Below are 20,997 nucleotides of genomic sequence, written 5' to 3'. Positions count from 1 at the left end.
ATAATGTGGAAGCTAAAACCCTGGTATAGTCTAGAGCGATTTGGTGGAAAATTAGATGAGCGAGAGCTTATTAGCGATTACCTTCTCTTCAGTGAGTCGAGCGCTAATTTTCCCCTCAACTGCCGAAATAGCTACCACGCGAGGAGAAGCTAAATAGTTCTTCGCAGTTGGATCGCCGCTTCGCCCTTTAAAATTCCGGTTGGTAGCATAAACACCCGTCTCCTCCTTACCTAACACTCCAAGTCCAGCATTAATACAAGCCCCACAGCCTGATTTGAGAACTGTAGCTCCCGCCGCTTCAAATATTTGCATATACCCTAAATTTTCAGCCCTTTGCCGCACCTGTAAGGAAGCTGGCACAATAAAAAGACTTACACCAGGGGCTACATGACGGCCTTTAAGTACCTCGGCAGCTTGAGCCAGATCGAAAAGTTTCCCCCCCGTGCAAGAGCCAATAAAAGCCTTAGTAATAGGCACTTCTCCTAACTCACTAATTCCAACTACTTGGTCTGGTTTAGGAGGACAAGCTACCTGTGGTTCTAAATCGCTTAAATCAAACTGATAGATATCTTCATAATCAGCATCCAGGTCACTAACAACTTCCTCAAATGAATCTTGACCACAGCTTTGCAAATATTGGCGAGTTGTGGCATCAGGAGGAATTAACCCGCACATCGCACCGCACTCGATCGCCATATTAGATAAAGTCATGCGTTCTTCCATTGGCATCTGATCGATAATACTGCCTCGGAATTCCATCACCTTACCCGCAGCACCGTCACAACCAATTTTGCCAAGGATAAACAGAATAATATCCTTAGCAGTAATATATTTGATCAAAGTTCCTTCAAGTTTAAAAAGTAGGGTTGGAGGAACCCCCACCCACATATCCCCCATTGCAAAAATATTTGCCATATCCGTCGTTCCCACGCCAGTGGAAAAACATCCAAAAGCCCCATAAGTGCAAGTGTGAGAGTCCGTCCCAGCCACAATAGTACCTGGATGAATAAAACCCTTTTCCGGTAGCAAAACGTGACAAATACCCGCAGCTTCTCCAGGCGAAACTACATCTAATAAATGGCAGCCTTGCGATCGCGCAAACTGCACCATTTCCGAATATAGTAAGGTAGCTTTAGGATCTACTCGCACATCGTTAACTTGGATAAAGTGATCTGCTACTAAAACAACCCGGTGGACATCCCAAAGTTTGGCATCTTCCCCAAAATGCTCGTAAAAAACCTTAGCAACTGGTCCAGCTACAGCATCGTGAGACATCGCTAGATCGACCTGAACAAAAACTGTTTCACCCGGCTGTACATAATCATTTCCAGAAGCGCGTGCCAAAAGTTTTTCTGCCATAGTCATTGCCCTAGCAGAAGTTACACTTTTAGGAATAGAAATTTGACCTTTTTGTCGCTTTTGGTTAAAAGGAATTAAACCACCTGCCCTCACAATAGCTTCAACTACTGGATGATTTTGAGGTTGGGAATAAATTTCTAAAACCAGACCAATATTGATACTATTGCGGTAGAATATCTCCGCAAAAGAGTGGGCGCGGACTTTTTTAATACCAGCAGCTTTAATAGCAATAGGGGCGTGTTCCCGACTTGAACCGCAGCCGAAATTGTGTCCGGCTTCAATTTCGTCATAGCCCAGAAGAGTGCCTTCACCGATTAGATGTTCAAAAGCATACTGTTTTAAATACTCTGGATCGGCAGTAGTACACCGTTTAGCTGGTATAATATCGTCTGTATTAATATCATCCTCAAGAATCAACACTTTTGGTTCAGTTTTCATAAGTTTTATTCCTCCTTATTTGCCAAAGCTAGTTCAGAGAGTTGTTGAATTATAAGCTCAGTTAAAGTTTTTGTGTTCACCAAGGTTTCTTGACCTTGGGGAGCTAAGTCAGCCGTGCGGTAGCCCAAAGCTAAAACTCCTTCCATAGCTTGAATTAAGCGAGTAGCAGCATGAGTTTCTCCCCACTGCTGGAGCATTAATACAACTGCTCCCATCGTTCCTAAAGGATTAGCAATACCCATCCCAGCAATATCTGGTGCTGTACCGTGTATAGCCTCATAAAGACCGAATCCTCGCTCGTTAATACTAGCAGAGGGTAATAAGCCTATGGAACCTACTAATGCCCCTCCTATATCGCTGAGAATATCCCCAAATAGATTTCCAGCTAGAATAACATCAAATCGCTTCGGCTCCCGTACCAGTTGCATAGCTAAGTTATCTACTAACATAGGTTCCACTACAACCTCAGGGAAATGCTTGGCTTCCTCCTGCACTAAACAGCTCCAAGGTATTTTTGGGAGAGCATTTTCCTTGTGGGCGACGGTGAGCAACCCTCGGCGCTCTTTAGCCTTTTTGAGAGCGACTCTAGCAATGCGGCGAATTTGCCAATCGTAGTATTTCATTGTGTGATAGCCATAACAGCCATTATCGTCTTGCTCTCGTCCCGATGGGCCAAAATATATTCCGCTTACCAATTCCCTCACAAACAATATATCGAGTCCTTGAATCTTTTGGGGCTGGAGGCTAGATTTATTCAATAAAGTTTCAAAGGGACACACAGGGCGAAGGTTTATAAAGAAGTCAAAGTGTTGGCGGAGTTCGAGAATACCACCCTTCGTCACTGCTCCGAACAAAATCCCATCAGACTCTTCACATATTTGTGCCGTTTGTGCGGGGAAAAAATTTCCAAATTCCTCGAAGGCGGGTTGTCCGATTAAGGCATAATTTATAACTAGAGAAAACCCTTCTAGTTGCGCTAAATGCTGAAGAACTTTTAAGGAAGCGTCTACTACTTCTGGCCCGATTCCTTCGCCGGGGAGAACTACCACGCGATATAGCTCATTCATTAAAAAATCCTTGCTTGTATAGCTCGACTATTTCTTCAGGCGAAAAACAACGCTCCTCTTGAATGGAAAAAGATTTAATTTTATCTCGCATTCGGTTATATTCTTGAGGCGAGAGAGGTTGGTTTAATTGCTTCTCGAAAAGGTACTGGAAATTGCTGGCTCCACTGCATTTCCCAAACCAAATTTCCGGTGAGGCGTGAGGAAAGATGTGGTAGCTATCGGGGTCGCGTAAAAAGCCATTTACATGAATGCCGCTTTCGTGACGAAAGGCAGCTTTAGAGTAAGGGAGAGCCGGCCGAGCTCCTAGAGAATCTAGATAGTTTGTTACTTGGGCTAGCGCTTTATAATCAATTCCCTCTACTTCTATTCCAAAGCGCCATCTAAGCCCATTTAAAACTTGCTCTAGTGGGATATTTCCTGCCCGTTCGCCGATACCTAGAAATGTGCCGGAAATCAGTGAAGCTCCTGCGATGACAGCTTGAAGGGTATTTTCGAGAGCCATGCCTAAGTCATTATGGAAATGCACTCCCAAAGCAGCATTATCGGTGAATTCTAAGAGGTCGCGAACCCATACATAAGTTTTCTCTGGAGTGAGGATTCCCATTGTGTCGCAGAGGACAAAGTGTTCGATGTAGGGTTGGAATGAGCGAATGCACTCGACTAAAAAGTTAAAATCGGCGCGGCTGGCATCTTCGGCTGCAAACTCTACTTTTAAACCAATTTCTGGACTCGTCGCGTAACGCAGATTTTCCAAAACTTTATTAATCATATTCTGGCGGACGCGGCGAACAAGTGCATTAGGGAGATTGTCATCCTCTATTTTCTCTGGGGGCGCTGTTAAATTGCGAACTTCTGCATCTCTTAAAAGCAAAAGACGATCTGAAACGGCATAGAAGAGGATAATTCGTTCTACTCCGCAGGCTAAAGCCTGGTCGATAAATTGTTTGCCAACCATTGTGGCAGCCATCATAATGCTCCCATTACCTTCTGCCACCAAGGTTTTTAGTAAATGTTCTTCAGTTTCGTGAACTGCTGGCATTATGTCTATTTGATTGACTCCAGTTTGCCTGATGAGCTTAGCTAAAGTTTTTTTAGTTTCGTAAGGGAAGAAAAGACCAGCTTGCTGTTCACCATCCCGGAGGGTTTCGTCAGAAATGATTAAGGGAAGTGTAGACATATTGTTAATCCGCAAAAATGGATAGTAATTTTTACGAGTATCAATTGAGAGTTTACATTTCTTTTTTATTGCTCTTCTATAGTATCCCATTTTTCTCATTACTGTAACTTATATTTCAAAAAGATTTGGTAAAGTTTGGTCGCTTCAATATGAAGAAAATTTAGTGTAAGTACCGAGTTCTGCCTCAGAATACTCTTTATGAGAGCGTTGCTCGATTTCAACCTTGGGCTATCCTAGTTTTTTGACCAAGCTCTCGACGGCTGAAAGCTTTTCACCAATGCGATCGCACCTTATCTTAGTGCCATTTGGTTATACTGAACACTAAGAAAGCCAGTTTTTATAACACTGTAATCGAGATGAAATAGTGACACAGATCACTGCAACACTTTTCTCAACAGATATAAGAAATTAATAGATGATAAAAACAAAAAAATAGCGATGTCAGCTATTAACTTTATGGGTTTATACTAGATTATCAGACGCTATATAAAAAAAATTACTTAAAGAATTTCAGTGTTTTGGGTATGGCGTGATATTGCAGAACAATAGTTACGCCAAGGGTGCAAAAAATCAGTATTAAACGATCAAGGGAAGAATAAAATGCTCGGTAATTTCAAGGATGCGTGTATCCACCAGCTATTTGAGTTCCAAGTAGAGCGCTCGCCTGACGCTATTGCAGTAATATTTGAAGGGAAGCAGCTAACCTATCAGGATCTCAACTCCCAAGCTAACCAGTTGGCGCATTATCTCAAGACTCTGGGTGTTGGACCAGAGGTACTGGTTGCCGCCTGTGTGGAGCGCTCTTTAGAGATGGTCGTAGGTTTATTGGCTATTCTTAAAGCAGGGGGAGCTTATGTACCATTAGATCCGAATTATCCCCAAAACAGACTGGCATTCATGTTGGAGCATTCCCAAACGCCAGTGTTGCTTACACAACAGCATTTAGTAGCGTCTCTTCCGGAACGCCAAGCGCGTGTCATCTGTTTGGATGGGAATCTAGAAACAGTAGATCGCTTCACACAGGAGAACCCAGACAGCGGGGTGACACCGGATAATTTAGCTTATGTGATTTATACATCGGGCTCTACTGGTCAACCCAAGGGAGTCGCGATCGAGCATAGCGGTGCAGTTAACACGCTCATCGATATTAACCAACGTTTTGAAGTCGGAAGTAGCGATCGCGTTTTAGCTCTATCTTCCCTCAGCTTCGACCTATCGGTATATGACATTTTCGGCTTGCTAGCTGCCGGAGGAACCGTTGTAATCCCCCAACCCTCAGCATCACCAGATCCAGCTCACTGGGTAGATGCGATCGCGCAAGCACAAGTCACCATCTGGAACTCCGCACCCGCCTTGATGCAGATGCTTGTGGATTATGCCGCTGCTAATAGCAAAGATGTACCATCATCTCTGCGCTTAGTCCTTCTCAGCGGCGATTGGATACCGCTGACTTTACCAGATCAAATCAAAGCTTTAATCAAGAGTGAATTGAATCAATCCCTCCCCAACTCTCCCCTTGCTAAAGGGAGGGAGCTAGATGGGGCTGAGTTGGCATCTGGTATAGGCAAACTTTCAACCCCCGCTGTTATCGGCTTAGGAGGTGCAACCGAGGCTTCTATCTGGTCGATTTTATATCCCATCGAAACTGTTGACCCAGCATGGAAAAGCATCCCTTACGGTCGGTCAATGACTAACCAACATTTTTACGTGCTCAACGAAGCAATGGAGCCGTGTCAAGAGGGAGAAGTAGGGGAGCTTTATATTGGGGGAATCGGTTTAGCCAGATGCTATTGGCGAGATGAGGAAAAAACCAGCAAACGCTTCATCACTCATCCTCATACAGGCGATCGCCTTTACTGTACAGGCGATTTGGGTCGCTATCTACCCGATGGCAACATCGAGTTTCAAGGCCGCATTGACCATCAAGTTAAAATTCGCGGCTTCCGCATCGAACTCGGCGAGATTGAAGCAGTGCTGGGACAACACCCAGACTTGCAGGTAGCAGTAGTAGCAGCACAAGAGGATGTACCCGGACAGAAGCGTTTGATAGCTTATGTTGTTTCCAAAGTTACCGCAGAACGTACACCCTTCAAAAGTGAGTGTTTAGCAGAATTTGATGGCGATCGCTCCGTTAAACTACAAACAGAAGACATATCCATCGGTGGTATCGGCGTGGTTGGGGTTCCCGATGATTGGTCAAGAGGTAAGCAGGTTCGTCTGCGCCTCGTACTACCCGGAAATACCGAAGAGCAATGTTTTGAGGGAACTGTTGCTTGGTGTGAGGGCAATCAGGCAGGGATTGAGTTAGCTCTCACACCCACTGAAGAAGCTGTAATTCAGCAGAGCATAGATTATCTGTTAGAAACCCAAGGCTTCTTAAAATTTTTGCAACGCACCGTCGCAGGAAAGTTGCGTAAATTCCTGAAAGATAAGTTGCCCGAATACATGGTGCCCTCGAGCTTTGTGTTCCTGAAAACGTTGCCGCTAACGCCCAACGGCAAAATAGATCGGCAGAAGCTATTAGCGCCTGCCATTAAAATTCCAGAAGTAAAACAAGATTATGTAGCACCTCAAACTCCAGTCCAAGAGGTAGTAGCAGGTATTTGGGCTGAAGTTCTGGGACTAAAGCAAGTTGGTATTCGAGATAACTTCTTGGAATTGGGAGGTCATTCTCTGCTAGTCACGCAGATTGCAACTCGAATCCGAGACACCTTCCAAGTGGAATTACCGTTACGTACCATGTTTGAGTCTGCTACAGTAGCGGATCTGGCTCACAATCTGGAAATCGCCAGTCAAAAAGCTCCCATACCCCAGGCTCCCCCGATTCAACCAATTTCGCGGGATCGGGACTTGCCTCTATCCTTGAGCCAGCAACAACTGTGGTTTTTATGTCAACTAGCTCCTGATACGCCCTTCTATAACGAACCGATTACCATTCGTCTACCTGGTTCCGTCAATATCGCCGCACTAGAGCGCAGCATCAGCGAAATCATCAAGCGTCACGAAATTTTGCGAACCACCTTTGGTATTGCAAATGGGCAACCAGTGATGATGATTCAAGATGCCTTTAATTTCACATTGCCAGTAGTGAATCTTGGGGAATTTCCAGAGGCAGAACGGGAGTCTGAAGCTTTACGGGTGGCAACTTTGGAAGCGAAGCAGCCTTTTGACCTGACCGCAGGGCCGCTGTTGCGGGGTACTCTTATGCAGTTGGGAGAGACAGATTACAGGTTGTTCCTGACCATACACCACATCGCGATCGATGCTGTTTCTCTGTACAGCGTCTTGTTCAAGGAACTCGCGGAACTCTACAGAGCATTTTCTTTAGGCTTGCCATCACCCCTCCCAGAATTGCCAATTCAGTTTGCAGATTTTGCCTACTGGCAACGACAATGGCTACAGGGAGAAGTGCTGGAAAACCAACTCAGGTACTGGAAACAGCAATTAGCTGATTTGCCAACACTACAACTACCCACAGACCGATCGCGATCGCGAATGCAAAGCTTTCGGGGTGCGAGGGAATGTCTGGCGCTACCTCTGAGTCTAACCGAGATGCTTAAGGATCTGAGTCGTAGGGAGGGTGTCACCCTGTTTATGACTATGATGGCAGCATTCCAAACCTTGCTCTACCGCTATACGGGGCAGACAGACATTCCAGTGGGTACTGTCGCCAACATCCGCAACCGACAAGAACTAGAGGAGATGATTGGTTACTTCCTCAACACTTTAGTAATGCGTACTGACGTTTCTGGCAACCCTAGTTTTAAGGAATTGCTTGTCAGGGTGCGGGAAGTGACATTAGGGGCTTATAATCACCCACAATTGCCTTTTCAGAAGCTGGTAGAAGAAATACAGCCAGAGCGGAATCTGAGCTATCACCCTCTATTTCAAGTAGCGTTTACCCTCGAACCCCCACTTGCCGAAATAGATCGGTGGACGCTCGGTCAGTTAGATGTCGATACCGGTACGGCAAAGTTCGATCTTTATCTTGAGCTTGATGAAAGACAATCGGGCATCATTGGTCGTCTTGAGTACAACACTGACTTGTTTGATGCTGCAACCATCACTAGGATGTTGGGACATTTTCAGACTTTACTGGAAGGCATTGTCGCCAACCCAGAGCAGAAAATCTCGGAGTTGCCGCTCTTGAGAGAGTTAGAGCAGCAGCAGTTGGTGGCATGGCATAATACTCAAACAGATTACCCCAAAGATGCTTGCATCCACCAGTTATTTGAGGCTCAAGTTGAGAGATCGCCCGACGCTATTGCATTAGTCTTTGAAGACAAGCAACTTACCTACCAAGAATTGAATCGACGGGCTAATCAGCTAGCACATCATCTGCGGAATCGGGGCATCGGGCCGGAAGTAATGGTGGGGATTTGCATGGAGCGATCCTTGGAGATGGTAATAGGACTCCTGGGCATTCTCAAAGCTGGTGGGGCTTACCTACCACTCGACCAAATGTATCCTCCTGAACGTTTAGCCTTCATGCTAGAAGATACCCTAGTGCCACTCGTGCTGACTCAAGAAAAGTTAGTACCAATGCTTCTAGAACAAGGGGTACCTTTAGTCTGTCTGGATACTGGTTGGAAGGCGATTGCCCGACGAACCAGCGAGGCAAACCTAGCACTTCAAGTGAGGTCAGATAATCTGGCCTACGTCATCTATACTTCAGGCTCTACAGGCACACCCAAAGGTGTCCTCTTAGAACACCAAGGACTTTGCAACCTAGCCACAGCACAGATCCAAATTTTCGATGTGCAACCAGCCAGTCGTATCCTCCAGTTCGCATCGCTAAGTTTCGATGCCTCAGTTTCAGAAATCTTCATGGCTTTATTAGCAGGATCGACCCTAGTGCTGGCAACACGGGACTCTTTGCTACCTGGAGCCACTTTGATTGAGCTGTTGCGCGACCAAGCCATTACCACTGTCACCCTCCCGCCATCTGTGCTGGCAGTTCTTCCACTATTGGAGTTGCCTGCGTTGCAGACAATTATCGTTGCTGGAGAAGCTTGTTCTCCCGAACTCGTGGCACATTGGGCATCAGGTCGTAGATTCTTCAACGCTTATGGGCCGACGGAAGCCACAGTCTGTGCCACAGTTGCTGAAGCTACTTATGGTGAGGAGAAACTGCCCATCGGACGTGCGATCGCCAACACTCACTGTCTGCTTCTGGACGCTCAACTGCAACCTGTTCCGATCGGCGTTCCAGGAGAGATATATCTTGGTGGCGCTGGTCTGGCAAGGGGCTACCTCAACCGACCTGAGCTAACTACTGAGCGGTTTATTGCCAATCCTTTTAGTAAGGCAAAAGTCAAAAGTCAAAAGGAAAAAGAAAGAGGGGAACAAGATTTTTCTGTTTTACCTTCTACCTTCTACCTTCTACCTTTTTCAGATCGCTTATACAAAACTGGCGACCTGGCCCGCTACCTACCCGACGGTAACATCGAATTTTTGGGTCGCATCGATCACCAAGTGAAAAGTCGGGGCTTCCGCATCGAACTCGGTGAGATCGAGGCCGTGTTGAACCAAAACACCGCTGTCCGACAAGCTATAGCAGTAAACCGCGAGGATGTACCGGGCGACAAGCGCCTGGTAGCTTATATAGTTCCTGAAGAGAAACATATCCAACCATTAGATCGGCAGGAAGGCCAAGAATCAGGTCAGATCGAATTATGGCCATCAGTAGCAGAATACTTCGTCTATGACGAATTATTATATTATGCTATGACCAATGATGAGCGTAGAAATAATAGCTACAAAGTAGCCATTAACCAGTTAGTAAAAGATCGAGTTGTTGTTGAGGTTGGTACTGGTAAAGATGCGATTTTAGCTAGGTTTTGTGTAGAAGCAGGAGCCCAAAAGGTATATGCAATTGAGAGAAGTGATGAATCTTACCGGCTGGCAAAAGCTTGCATTAAAAATCTGGGTTGGGAAAACAAGATAACTTTAATTCATGGTGATGCAACCCAGGTTAACTTGCCCGAACAGGCTGACGTATGTCTCTCAGAAATTGTTGGTGCTATTGGCGGATGCGAAGGTGCAGCAGTGATTTTGAATAGTGCCCGAAGATTTCTGAAGGAAGATGGAATCATGATTCCTCAGAGAAGCATTACCAAAATAGCTGCTGCTTATCTTCCTGATGAATTGTTAGACAATCCACGGTTTAGCGATGTTCCCGGTTATTACACCGATAAAATTTTCGAGCAAGTTGGATATCCTTTCGATCTAAGGTTATCTATTAAGAAGTTTCCCAAATCTCATCTTATCTCAAACAGCGAGACTTTTGAAGAGTTGAATTTCAATACTCACCTTAACCCAGAATACCGTATTGAAATTAATCTCAACATCACAAAAGAGTCAAGATTGGACGGCTTTTTAGTCTGGCTGAACTTACACACAATTGAAGGAGAAGTTATAGATATTATCGAGCATGAGTATTGCTGGCTACCCGTCTACTTTCCGGTATTCTATCCGGGAATTCAGGTTTCAGAAGGAGATATAATCAAAGCAGTTTGTATTGGAACTCTATGTGATAATAACCTGAACCCTGACTATAAACTTGAAGGTCGCTTGATTAGGAAAAATGGGGAATTTATTGAGTTTAAATACGAATCTTATCACCATAAAAAAGTGTTTAAACAAACCCCTTTCTATGAATTATTGTTCTCTCAAGGTGGTCGCAAAACAAGTCAAAACTATCACACTGAAGAATTACGTAAACAGTTGAGAGATTATCTTAAAGAGCGCTTACCTGACTACATGATTCCTTCGGTCTTTGTGATTGTAGATGAATTGCCGTTGACACCCAATGGCAAAGTAGATCGTAAGGCACTGCCAGCTCCCGATGCTATTAACCCACAGTTGGAAACAACTTATATCGCACCCCAAACTGAAGTAGAACAATCTATTGCTACAGTTTGGCAAGAGGTATTATACTTTGAAAAAATAGGTGTAGATGATAATTTCTTCGATTTAGGCGGTCATTCATTACTGATGGCTCAGGCTCAGAGTAAACTCAGAGAAGCGATCGACAGAGATGTTTCAATGATGGAGATGTTTAAATATCCAACCATCAGCTCTTTGGCAAAATATTTAAGTGAGAAGCCAGAGGAAAAATCCTCTGTTGGGCAAAGTCGAGAACACATTAAAAAACAAAAAGAAGCAATCAATCGCCAAAAGCAAAAACAGCGCTTGCAAAAAGAATAAAAATGGACAACTCTGAAACTCCCGACTCTATAGAAGGTATCACTCGCTATAAAGTGGGGTGACACCGGATAACTTAGCTTATGTAATTTACACATCCGGTTTTACTGGTCAACCCAAGGGAGGAGCGATTTAGCATCGCAGTGCAGTCAACACGCTCCAAGACATCAACCAGCGCTTTCAAGAGGGAGCAGGCGATCGCACCCGATCAGGATCGCTGACCCTTGCTCTTTCGGAGCTTACGCTTTTGAACCCCCAACTGCCCTTAAAACCCACCAAACTTACGCACTTACGGATTTTGGTTCCTTCGTCGAAACTGTCTAAGGTAGATTAAACTACAAATTTTTGATTGGTAAAAAAGTTTGTAGTAACTCTTGACAACTCTCTGAGTATCGTGTAATTATTCTGAGAATCGCCTTTCTTTGAAAGGTGAGAGTGTCAAAAATAAAAATCTGCAAGTTAGCTTAAATACATCAAAGCAACAAAGTTTTATGTGGAGTCTAAAACTTTGACCCATTGCTTTCATTTTTAATGTGTAAGTGCTAAAAGCTGCCAATCTACTAGATACTCTAAAAACACTGGTACTGGTTCATTAACCATTCCATTGCGATCGCACGCTTGCTCTGAATCCTGACAGATAACTTTTCGAGAAAACCACATGGCTTTATATACAGAAAATGCCCAACCTGAAGGTGAAAGCTCATCGTCAGCGCTACTAGAAATAATCTATGGGTATAAAAGAACCCAGGCTCTTTTTGTGGCGGCTAAATTGGGAATTGCCGATATTCTGAGTAACGGCTCTCAAACTGCCGATGAACTTGCCAAAGCTACCAATGTAAATTCTCGTAGTCTTTATCACCTGATGCGTCTGCTAGTAAGCATGGGTATCTTTTCTGCGGAAAAAAACGATGAGTTTAAGTTAAATTCTATGGGTAAATACTTACTAACTGGTACTTCAGATTCTTTACGAGGTACAATTCTGGGAAATGGTGATGAAGGGTATCAGGCATGGGGTAATTTACTGTACGGTGTAAAGACCGGAGAATCCTCATTTGACAAGACTTTCAAGATGAGTGCATATAGCTACTTTAAGCAGAATTCTGAGTCGGCCGTAAATTTCAATGAGTGGATGAAGGAGACTACAAGGGAGTGGATTCTTCCGCTTTTTGAAGCTTACGATTTTTCAGAAGTTATAACAATTGTGGATGTGGGAGGGAACATTGGTACATTAACAGCTTTTATTCTTAATAAGAATCCCAAGATGCAAGCGATTTTGTTCGATCAAGAAGGCGTTGTTGTCGGTGCAAATCAGTTTTTGGAAGTGGCGGGAGTTAAAGATAGATGTCAAATCGTGGGAGGAAACTTTTTTGATTCGGTTCCCGGTGGTGGCGATCTTTACTTACTCTCTCGCGTTCTCCTTAATTGGGATGATTCTGATGCGATTAAAATCCTTAAAAACTGTCACCAAGCTATGACAGATCAAGACACGTTGATGGTTGTTGATTTTATGTTTCCTCCCGGCGAAATATCCCCACTTATTGGTGTGAACAGCCTAAATTTGCTCGCTATGTGCGGTACTATTATGCGTACAGAAGATGAATTTTATAATTTACTCTCATCATCGGGATTCAAAGTGACTAATAAAATAGAAACGAAAGGGCCAATAAGTGGGATCGAGGCGAAACGCGCTTAAAAAGCAGTTGTTCAAAAGGCAAAGTGCTACGGGTGAATTCTTATAAAAGAACGAGCCAGCATAACAGCAGATAGTTTTTGTAAAACACGAAATTAATCAAACAGGGTGCAAGCAAGTGTCAATTAAAGCTCCGATTGAAGAACTACTACGTGAAGAAACCAACCAACTGAGGTACTGGAAGCAGCAACTAGCCGATTTGCCAACACTGCAACTGCCAACTGACCGAATGCGATCATCGCCAATGCAAAGCTTTCGCGGTGCAAGGCAATATGTAGCGCTACCTCAAACTTTAAGTGAGGCGATCGCCTCATTAAGTCATAAAGAAGGCGTTACCATCTACATGACACTGCTGGCAGCCTTCAAAACCTTACTCTATCGCTACACGGGGCAGACAGACATTGTTGTAGGCACTGTCACCGCAGGTAAGAAACAGCCAGAGATTCAGCAGCTAATTGGGTGCTTTGTCAACACATTGGTACTGCGTACCGATCTCAAGGACAACCCGACTTTCTGGCAGTTGCTAGAAAGAGTGCGGGAAGTGACTTTAGGAGCATTTGCTTACCAAGATTTGCCTTTTGAGAAGTTGGTAGAAGCACTGCACCCAGAGCGGAATTTAGGTCAAAATCCCCTGTTTCAAGTTGCTTTTGTTTTTCAACCCCCAATGTCAGGCCTTGATTCGATGCTGAATTGGAGCCAGTTGGATCTTGATACCGAAACGGCAAAATTTGATTTAACCCTGGAATTACAGGAAAGACCAGAAGGCATAGTCGGTCATTTTGAGTACAGCAGAGATTTGTTTAATGCTGACACGATCGAGCGGATGGTAGGGCATTTTCAAACTTTACTGGAAGGAATTGTTGCTAACCCAGAGCAGAAAATTGCCGAGTTGCCCCTCTTGACAGAGTTGGAACGGCAGCAATTAGCAGCGTGGAATAATACTGAAACTGATTACCCCAAAGATGCGTGCATACATCAGTTATTTGAAGAGCAAGTAGAGCTCACGCCCGATGCTATTGCATTAGTCTTTGAAGACAAGCAACTTACCTATAAAGAGCTGAATCAACGAGCGAATCAGCTAGCGCACCACCTGCGGAATTTGGGTGTGGGGCCAGAGGTATTGGTAGGCATCTGTGTAGAGCGATCCTTGGAAATGATCGTGGGACTGTTGGGCATTCTCAAGGCTGGTGGAGCTTATGTGCCGCTAGACCCAGCCTATCCCCCAGAGCGTTTGGCTTTCATGCTAGAAGATGCCTCTGTAGCAGTGCTGCTGACTCAGGCGCAGTTAGTGAAATCTCTTCCCAAACATCAAGGGCGTATAGTTTGTCTAGACACAGACTGGGAAGAAATTGCTTTCCACAGCGAGGAAAACCCTTCGAGCCAAGTGACTCCAGAAAATCTAGCCTACGTTATCTACACATCAGGATCTACAGGGAAACCCAAGGGAGTTACTGTTCCTCACCGAGGAGTCAACCGCTTGGTACTCAACACGAACTATATTAGTTTGCAACCAAATGATATAGTAGCTTTTGCCTCAAACTTTTCATTTGATGCCGCTACAGTTGAGATTTGGGGAGCGTTACTTAACGGGGCTAAGCTCGTTGTTATAACCAAAGATGTAGCACTTTCTCCTCATGACTTTGCGGATCAAATCCAAGGGCAAGGTATCACTGTGTTATTCTTGGCTACTGCCTTGTTCAATTTGATAGCTAGAGAAATCCCATCGGCTTTTCATTTGGTGCAACAGCTTATAGTTGGAGGAGAAGCTATGGAGCCTAAATGGGTCAAAGAGGTACTCAAGAAGGGTTCACCTCAGCGACTGCTTAACGGTTATGGGCCTACTGAAAATACAACATTGACCACCTGCTACTTAGTGCAGGATGTTCCAGAAGAAGCTACAAATGTGCCTATCGGTTGCCCCATCTCCAATACACAGTGTTTTCTACTAGATGCTCAAAAACAACTTGTCCCTATCGGTGTACCCGGAGAGTTATACCTTGGCGGTGCTGGTTTAGCACGGGGCTACCTCAACCGGCCCGAACTAACTGCCGAGCGCTTTATTCCCAACCCTTTTAGCAACGAATCAGGTTCTCGCCTCTACAAAACTGGCGACTTAGCCCGCTACCTACCTGACGGCAACATCGAATTTCTCGGCCGCATCGACCACCAAGTGAAAATTCGCGGCTTCCGCATCGAATTAGGAGAAATTGAGGCGGTATTGAGCCAACACCCGGATGTGCAGGAGTCTATAGTTATCAACCGCCAGGATGCTTCCGGCAACCAGCGCTTAGTCGCTTATATTGTTTCCAATCTCAGACCTGAACGCACAGCAGTCGGGAGCTTACGCGACTTTCTGAAGCAGAAACTACCAGACTATATGATGCCCTCCAGTTTTGTGTTTTTGAATCATTTGCCGCTGACACCAAACGGCAAAGTAGACCGTAAGGCACTGCCAGCTCCCGATGCCGATGCTATTAACCCAGAGTTAGAAACAACTTATGTCGCACCCCAAACAGAGATAGAACAAGCTATTGCTACAGTTTGGCAACAGGTATTACACTTAGAAAAAGTAGGTGTAGACGATAGTTTCTTCGATCTAGGCGGTCATTCATTACTGATGGCTCAGGCTCATAGCCAACTGCGCGAAGTGGTGGACAGAGATGTTTCAATCATGGAAATGTTTAAATATCCAACCATCAGCTCTTTGGCTAAGTATTTAAGTGATGAGCCAGAGGAAAAACCCTCTTTAGGGCAAAGTCAAGCTCGCATTAATAAACAAAAAGACGCAATCAATCGCCAAAAGCAAAAACAGCGCTTGCAAGGAAAGAATAAAAATGGATAACTCTGAGAATACCAACTCTATAGAAGGTATCGCTATCATCGGCATGGCAGGTCGCTTTCCTGGTGCTAAAAATGTTGATGAGTTTTGGGAAAATCTACGTGATGGTGTAGAATCTATTTCTTTCTTCTCTGAACAAGAACTAGAATCTTTCGGTATTGACGAGTCAGTGGTGCGTGACCCACGCTATGTAAAAGCAAGAGCCGTACTAGAAGATATTGAGTTATTTGATGCTTCATTTTTTGGGTTTAATCCTAGAGAAGCTGAAATCACAGATCCACAACACCGCTTTTTCTTAGAGTCGGCTTGGGAAGCTCTAGAAAATGCTGGCTACAACTCAGAAACTTACGAGGGTTCGATTGGGGTTTACGCAGGCGCAGGAAGTTACAATACTTATTTATTGCACAACCTTTATCCGAACCGCAAGCTCAGAGAATTAGTTGGAGATTTCCAACTTATGATCGCCAATGAGAAAGATTTTCTGTCAACTCGCGTTTCTTACAAATTAAACTTGAAAGGGCCGAGTATTACTGTCCAAACAGCCTGTTCTACTTCATTGGTTGCTATTAGCATGGCTTGCCAAAGTTTGCTGAATTACCAATGCGATCTGGCTTTGGCTGGTGGGGTTTCTATAGGCGTTACCCAAAAGGCAGGATATTTTTATAAAGAGGGAATGATTCTTTCACCAGACGGACATTGTAGAGCCTTTGATGCTAAAGCACAGGGAACTGTTAGCGGTAGCGGTGTGGGAATTGTGGTTTTGAAAAGATTAGAGGAGGCGATCGCAGACGGAGATTATATTCATGCGGTGATTAAAGGTTCTGCGATCAATAATGATGGTGCTTTTAAAATTGGCTATACAGCTCCCAGTATAGATGGTCAGGCGCAGGCGATCGCAGATGCTCTGGCGCTCGCAGAAATTCCCCCTGAAACCGTCAGCTATATAGAAGCTCACGGAACCGGAACACCCCTGGGAGATCCGATCGAAATTGCCGCGTTGACGCAAGCTTTTTCACTCGAAACTAAGAAAAAAGGCTTTTGTGCGATCGGTTCTGCCAAATCCAATATCGGACATTTGGATACTGCTGCTGGTGTCACTGGCTTAATCAAAACTGTCCAAGCTCTCAAACACAAGTTAATACCGCCTAGCTTGCATTTTGAACAGCCTAATCCCAAGATTGATTTTGCAAACAGTCCCTTTTATGTCAATACTAAGCTTTCCGAATGGAAAGCAGGTAAAACTCCCCGTCGTGCTGGAGTTAGTTCCTTTGGCATCGGTGGAACTAATGCTCATGTGGTACTAGAAGAAGCGCCTACTGTCGAAAAACCTGGAGAATCTAGACCATCACAACTGTTGGTTTTATCGGCAAAAACTAGCTCTGCACTTGATAGTGCAACGGTAAATTTGAGTGAATATTTAAAGCAACATCCAGATGGAAATCTTGCTGATGTTGCTTATACGCTTCAAGTTGGTAGAAGAGCTTTCAGCCATCGACGCATAGTAGTTTGTAATGACATAGAAGAAAGTGTTATTGCCCTCGACACACTCGATGCAAAACGAGTTTTTACTAGCTTCCAAGAGTCTAAAGATCGACCTGTCGTATTTATGTTTTCAGGACAGGGTTCGCAGTACATCAATATGAGCTTGGAACTATACCAAGTTGAACCAACATTTCGCGAACAAATCGACCTATGTTCGGAAATTCTTAAACCTCATTTGGGAATCGATCTACGCTACGTACTTTATCCAAACGCAGCACAAGCAGAAGCAGCTACAAAGCAACTAAAACAGACTGCGATTACACAACCAGCACTGTTTGCGATCGAATATGCTTTAGCTAAATTATGGATGTCTTGGGGAGTGCATCCCAAAGCGATGATTGGTCATAGTATTGGTGAATATGTAGCTGCTTGTTTAGCAGGTGTTTTTTCCTTGGAAGATGGCTTGTCCTTGGTAGCTGCACGAGGTAAATTAATGCAACAACTGCCGAGTGGTTCCATGCTTGCAGTTCCACTTCCCGAACAGCAAGTGCAAGCATTTTTGGGCAATAAACTCGATTTAGCTGTGATTAACGGAGCATCTATGAGCGTGGTTTCAGGTGCTACTGATGCCGTCGATGAATTGGCACAAAAACTACTCGAAAAAGGTGTAGATTGTCGCCGATTGCACACTTCTCATGCCTTCCATTCACAGATGATGGAGCCAATTTTACAACCATTTACCACACAGGTGAAAAAAGTTAAGCTGAAATCGCCTAAAATTCCATATTTGTCGAACGTTACTGGTAATTGGATTACAGCGACAGAGGCGACAAATCCGAGTTATTATGCTCAACATCTGCGGCAAACAGTACGCTTTGCAGATGGGTTACAACAGCTATTAAAAGACCAAAATCAAATATTGCTAGAAGTGGGGCCCGGACGGACGTTGAACACGCTAGCAAAACAGCATCCTAATAAGGGGCCTGAGCAGATTGTAATTTCTTCATTGCGCCATCCACAAGACCAAAATTCAGATTTAGCTTTCTTACTTACTACATTGGGTAAACTCTGGTTAGGAGGAGTACAAATAGATTGGTCTAAATTTTATGCTGATGAGCAGCGTTATCGTCTCCCATTGCCGACCTATCCATTTGAGCGCCAACGTTATTGGATTGAAGCACCAGGCATCGAGCAACCGATTAAAATTGCATCTTTACCAGATGAAAATTCCCAACCAGTCGATTCAACACCACACCACTCTAGACCGAATTTAGACAATACCTATATTGCTCCTAGAGATGAGATTGAGCAAACTATGGCTAGTATCTGGCAAGAATTTCTCGGTATCGAGCAAGTAGGGATTCATGATGATTTTTTTGATTTAGGCGGAGATTCCTTATTGGCCGTTCAACTAATAACTAAATTAAACGAAACACTGCAAAAATCCTTGTCTCCCCATAGCCTATTGCAATCATCGACTATTGCAGCTTTGGCGGCATTAATTAAAGACAATTCCGACTTATCGGATAATACTAACCAGCCACTCCAGCCAGCTTCTGAATCTTTGTTAGTAGAAATTCAGCGGGGTAGTTTTACACAACCTTTGTTCTTAGTTCATCCGGTAGGCGGTCACGTTTACATTTATCGGGATTTAGCACGTTATCTAGGCTCAGATCAGCCTATTTTTGGAATACAAGCGCACGTCTCAGATGGGGAAACTGAGTCTTTTACTAAAGTTGAGGAAATGGCTGCTCGCTATATTGAAGCAGTGCGAGTTCAACAACCTGAAGGCCCCTATTTTTTGGGTGGTTCTTCCTTTGGAGGCACTGTTGCTTTTGAGATGGCACAACAACTCCATGCCCAAGGTGAAAAGATAGCACTGCTAACTTTAATAGATACTCCTGGTCCAGGCCAAATGCCTGTTTTAGAAACGGAAGATGATACAGCAATTTTGCTGTATTTACTAGGCGTTGGTTTCAATCTGTCTCTTTCTATGGATGTCCTTCAAAAACTTGATCCAGATGAGCAACTTCTCTACTTTTTGGAGCAGGTAAAAATCGCTAATAGGGTAGTTCCTCCTGATTTTGGTTTACCTCAGATTCGCCAGTTTCTTCATCTTTTTAAAGTACACGCCCAAGCGATGCTAAATTACATCCCTCAAACTTATGGAGGTCGAATTATATTTTTCCGTGCTACCGAACAAAATGAAGTTAATGCCAAAAATCCAGAATTACCTTGGATTGAGGTTGCTACTGGAGGAGTAGAGGTTCGAGAAGTGCCGGGAAATCATATTACTATGAATTACCCTCCTCATGTTCAGGTTATGGCTGAACAACTTAGAGTATACCTTGAGGAGGCAAGAAAGCTAATTTAGATTGGATCTTGGGTTTTTAAATAGATAACTTTCAAAGGAGCTCCTATGACTTTATATACAGACAATGCCAAACCTGACGGCGAAAACTCATCGTCATTGCTACTAAAAATGATGTATGGGTTTAAAATATCCCAGGCTCTTTTTGTAGCGGCAAAACTAGAAATTGCAGATATTCTGAATGATGGTTCTAAGACTGCTGATGAACTTGCGAAAGCTGCTGGTGTAAATTCTCTGGGTATTTATCACCTGATGCGTATGCTAGTAAGCGTTGGTGTATTTTCTCTGGAAGATAATGAAAAGTTTTGCTTAAATTCTCTGGGAAAACATCTCCTGACTGGTACTTCTGATTCTTTACGAGGTACGGTTTTGGCAATGGGTGATGAACTCTATCAGGGATGGGGGAATTTACTCTGCGGTATAAAGACTGGAGAAACTCCATTTGAACATACTTTTAAGAAAAATTTTTATAGCTATTTAAAGCAGAATTCTGATGCGGCAGTAAATTTTAATGAGTGGATGAAGGAGACAACAAGAGAGTGGCTGCTTCCAGTGCTTGAAGCTTATGATTTTTCTGACGTTAAGACACTTGTGGATGTTGGAGGGGGAATTGGAACTCTAACGGCTGTGATTCTGAATGCGAATCCCAAGCTACAAGCTATTTTGTTCGATCGCGAAGATGTTGTGGTTGATGCAAATCCGGTTTTGGAAGTGGCTGGAGTTGCAGATAGGTGTCAAATAGTTGGAGGCAGCTTTTTTGAGGCGGTTTCCCCTAGTGGCAATCTTTACTTACTCTCTCGTGTCCTCCTCAATTGGGACGATGGTCATGCTATTACAATTCTTAAAAATTGCTATCAAGCTATGACAGCTAAAGATCGGCTGATGATTGTTGATTTTATGTTGCCTGAAGGCAAAATGTCGCCATTTATTGGCATGGGTAGCTTAACTTTGTTCATTCTGGGGGGTACTTTCATGCGGACAAAGGATGAATTTTATCATTTACTTTCTTCCGCAGGGTTTAAAGTGACTAATATCATAGAAACAAAAGGGCCAGTAAGTGTGATCGAGGCGAAACCTGCTTGACATTCCCAGGTCTAAAAACACCGGGATTATTCTGGTGTAGGATTCCTATTGCTCAATAAATCTCCATCCTCTTATAGCAATTCTGAAAAAGTCTGCAACAACAACAAAAGTAGGTTGGGTGGAACGAAGTGCAACCCAACCTCAGGACTGTAGGAATATTTTTCAGAATTGCTATTATCGGGACTTGAACAAATTTCAAGTCCAAACACTGGGGGGGTAACAACCCGCCCCAAACCCATACTTTGTAAGGATTGAGCCCAAGTGTGCTAAAAAAAGATAGGCAGC

The 20,997-nt window shown here is 44.0% G+C and carries 9 protein-coding genes; 5 read left to right on the top strand and 4 right to left on the bottom strand.

Translation table 11 applies throughout. From position 1 onward, the window contains the following. Positions 1-51: 51 nt before the first annotated feature. The 3 genes from QUA54_RS30575 to QUA54_RS30565 are packed head-to-tail and all read right to left on the bottom strand — an operon-like array spanning position 52 to position 4,041. Positions 52-1,797 (bottom strand): aconitase/3-isopropylmalate dehydratase large subunit family protein, encoded by a 1,746-nt coding sequence (locus QUA54_RS30575; protein ID WP_333418368.1) that lies wholly within the window; start codon positions 1,795-1,797, stop codon positions 52-54. A 5-nt stretch (positions 1,798-1,802) separates the two neighbouring features. Then, a complete protein-coding gene (leuB, locus tag QUA54_RS30570) occupies positions 1,803-2,864 on the bottom strand; it encodes a 3-isopropylmalate dehydrogenase (RefSeq protein WP_333418366.1) in 1,062 nt (353 codons plus the stop codon). Continuing rightward, positions 2,857-4,041, bottom strand: coding sequence for a homocitrate synthase/isopropylmalate synthase family protein (locus QUA54_RS30565; RefSeq protein ID WP_333418365.1), 1,185 nt, complete (start codon positions 4,039-4,041; stop codon positions 2,857-2,859). The genes leuB and QUA54_RS30565 overlap by 8 nt, the downstream gene beginning before the upstream one ends. A 600-nt stretch (positions 4,042-4,641) precedes the next feature. Here QUA54_RS30565 and QUA54_RS30560 point away from each other — a divergent pair. Next, positions 4,642-11,250 (top strand): amino acid adenylation domain-containing protein, encoded by a 6,609-nt coding sequence (locus tag QUA54_RS30560; RefSeq protein ID WP_333418363.1) that lies wholly within the window; start codon positions 4,642-4,644, stop codon positions 11,248-11,250. A 525-nt stretch (positions 11,251-11,775) separates the two neighbouring features. Here the strand turns inward: QUA54_RS30560 and QUA54_RS30555 are convergent. Continuing rightward, a complete protein-coding gene (locus QUA54_RS30555; protein WP_333418362.1) occupies positions 11,776-11,907 on the bottom strand; it encodes a hypothetical protein in 132 nt (43 codons plus the stop codon). Between QUA54_RS30555 and QUA54_RS30550 the strand changes: the two genes are divergently transcribed. The 4 genes from QUA54_RS30550 to QUA54_RS30535 all read left to right on the top strand — a co-directional run bounded on the left by QUA54_RS30550 (position 11,906) and on the right by QUA54_RS30535 (position 20,712). Continuing rightward, positions 11,906-12,940, top strand: coding sequence for a methyltransferase (locus QUA54_RS30550; RefSeq protein ID WP_333418360.1), 1,035 nt, complete (start codon positions 11,906-11,908; stop codon positions 12,938-12,940). The two genes, QUA54_RS30555 and QUA54_RS30550, sit on opposite strands and share 2 nt — an antisense overlap. 115 nt (positions 12,941-13,055) lie before the next feature. Next, positions 13,056-15,779 carry an amino acid adenylation domain-containing protein gene (locus tag QUA54_RS30545; RefSeq protein ID WP_333418358.1) on the top strand — a complete coding sequence of 908 codons (2,724 nt, stop codon included), beginning with the start codon at positions 13,056-13,058 and terminating at the stop codon, positions 15,777-15,779. After that, entirely contained in the window at positions 15,772-19,632 is a 3,861-nt protein-coding gene (locus QUA54_RS30540) for a beta-ketoacyl synthase N-terminal-like domain-containing protein (RefSeq protein WP_333418356.1), read from the top strand. Before QUA54_RS30545 ends, QUA54_RS30540 begins: the two co-directional genes overlap by 8 nt. Before the next feature lie 45 nt (positions 19,633-19,677). Further along, positions 19,678-20,712, top strand: a complete 1,035-nt coding sequence (locus QUA54_RS30535) for a methyltransferase (protein WP_333418354.1) — start codon at positions 19,678-19,680, stop codon at positions 20,710-20,712. The last annotated feature ends 285 nt before the right edge of the window (positions 20,713-20,997 follow it).

The organism is Microcoleus sp. MOSTC5 (assembly GCF_036701825.1).
GTDB lineage: Bacteria > Cyanobacteriota > Cyanobacteriia > Cyanobacteriales > Microcoleaceae > Microcoleus > Microcoleus asticus.
This window is presented reverse-complemented; position numbering and strand designations above follow the sequence as displayed.

Coding starts and splice junctions, on each gene's coding strand:
- QUA54_RS30555 (WP_333418362.1), bottom strand. CDS start 11,907: ATGTGGTTTTCTCGAAAAGTTATCTGTCAGGATTCAGAGCAAGCGTGC.
- QUA54_RS30540 (WP_333418356.1), top strand. CDS start 15,772: ATGGATAACTCTGAGAATACCAACTCTATAGAAGGTATCGCTATCATC.
- QUA54_RS30575 (WP_333418368.1), bottom strand. CDS start 1,797: ATGAAAACTGAACCAAAAGTGTTGATTCTTGAGGATGATATTAATACA.
- QUA54_RS30565 (WP_333418365.1), bottom strand. CDS start 4,041: ATGTCTACACTTCCCTTAATCATTTCTGACGAAACCCTCCGGGATGGT.
- QUA54_RS30550 (WP_333418360.1), top strand. CDS start 11,906: ATGGCTTTATATACAGAAAATGCCCAACCTGAAGGTGAAAGCTCATCG.
- QUA54_RS30560 (WP_333418363.1), top strand. CDS start 4,642: ATGCTCGGTAATTTCAAGGATGCGTGTATCCACCAGCTATTTGAGTTC.
- leuB (WP_333418366.1), bottom strand. CDS start 2,864: ATGAATGAGCTATATCGCGTGGTAGTTCTCCCCGGCGAAGGAATCGGG.
- QUA54_RS30535 (WP_333418354.1), top strand. CDS start 19,678: ATGACTTTATATACAGACAATGCCAAACCTGACGGCGAAAACTCATCG.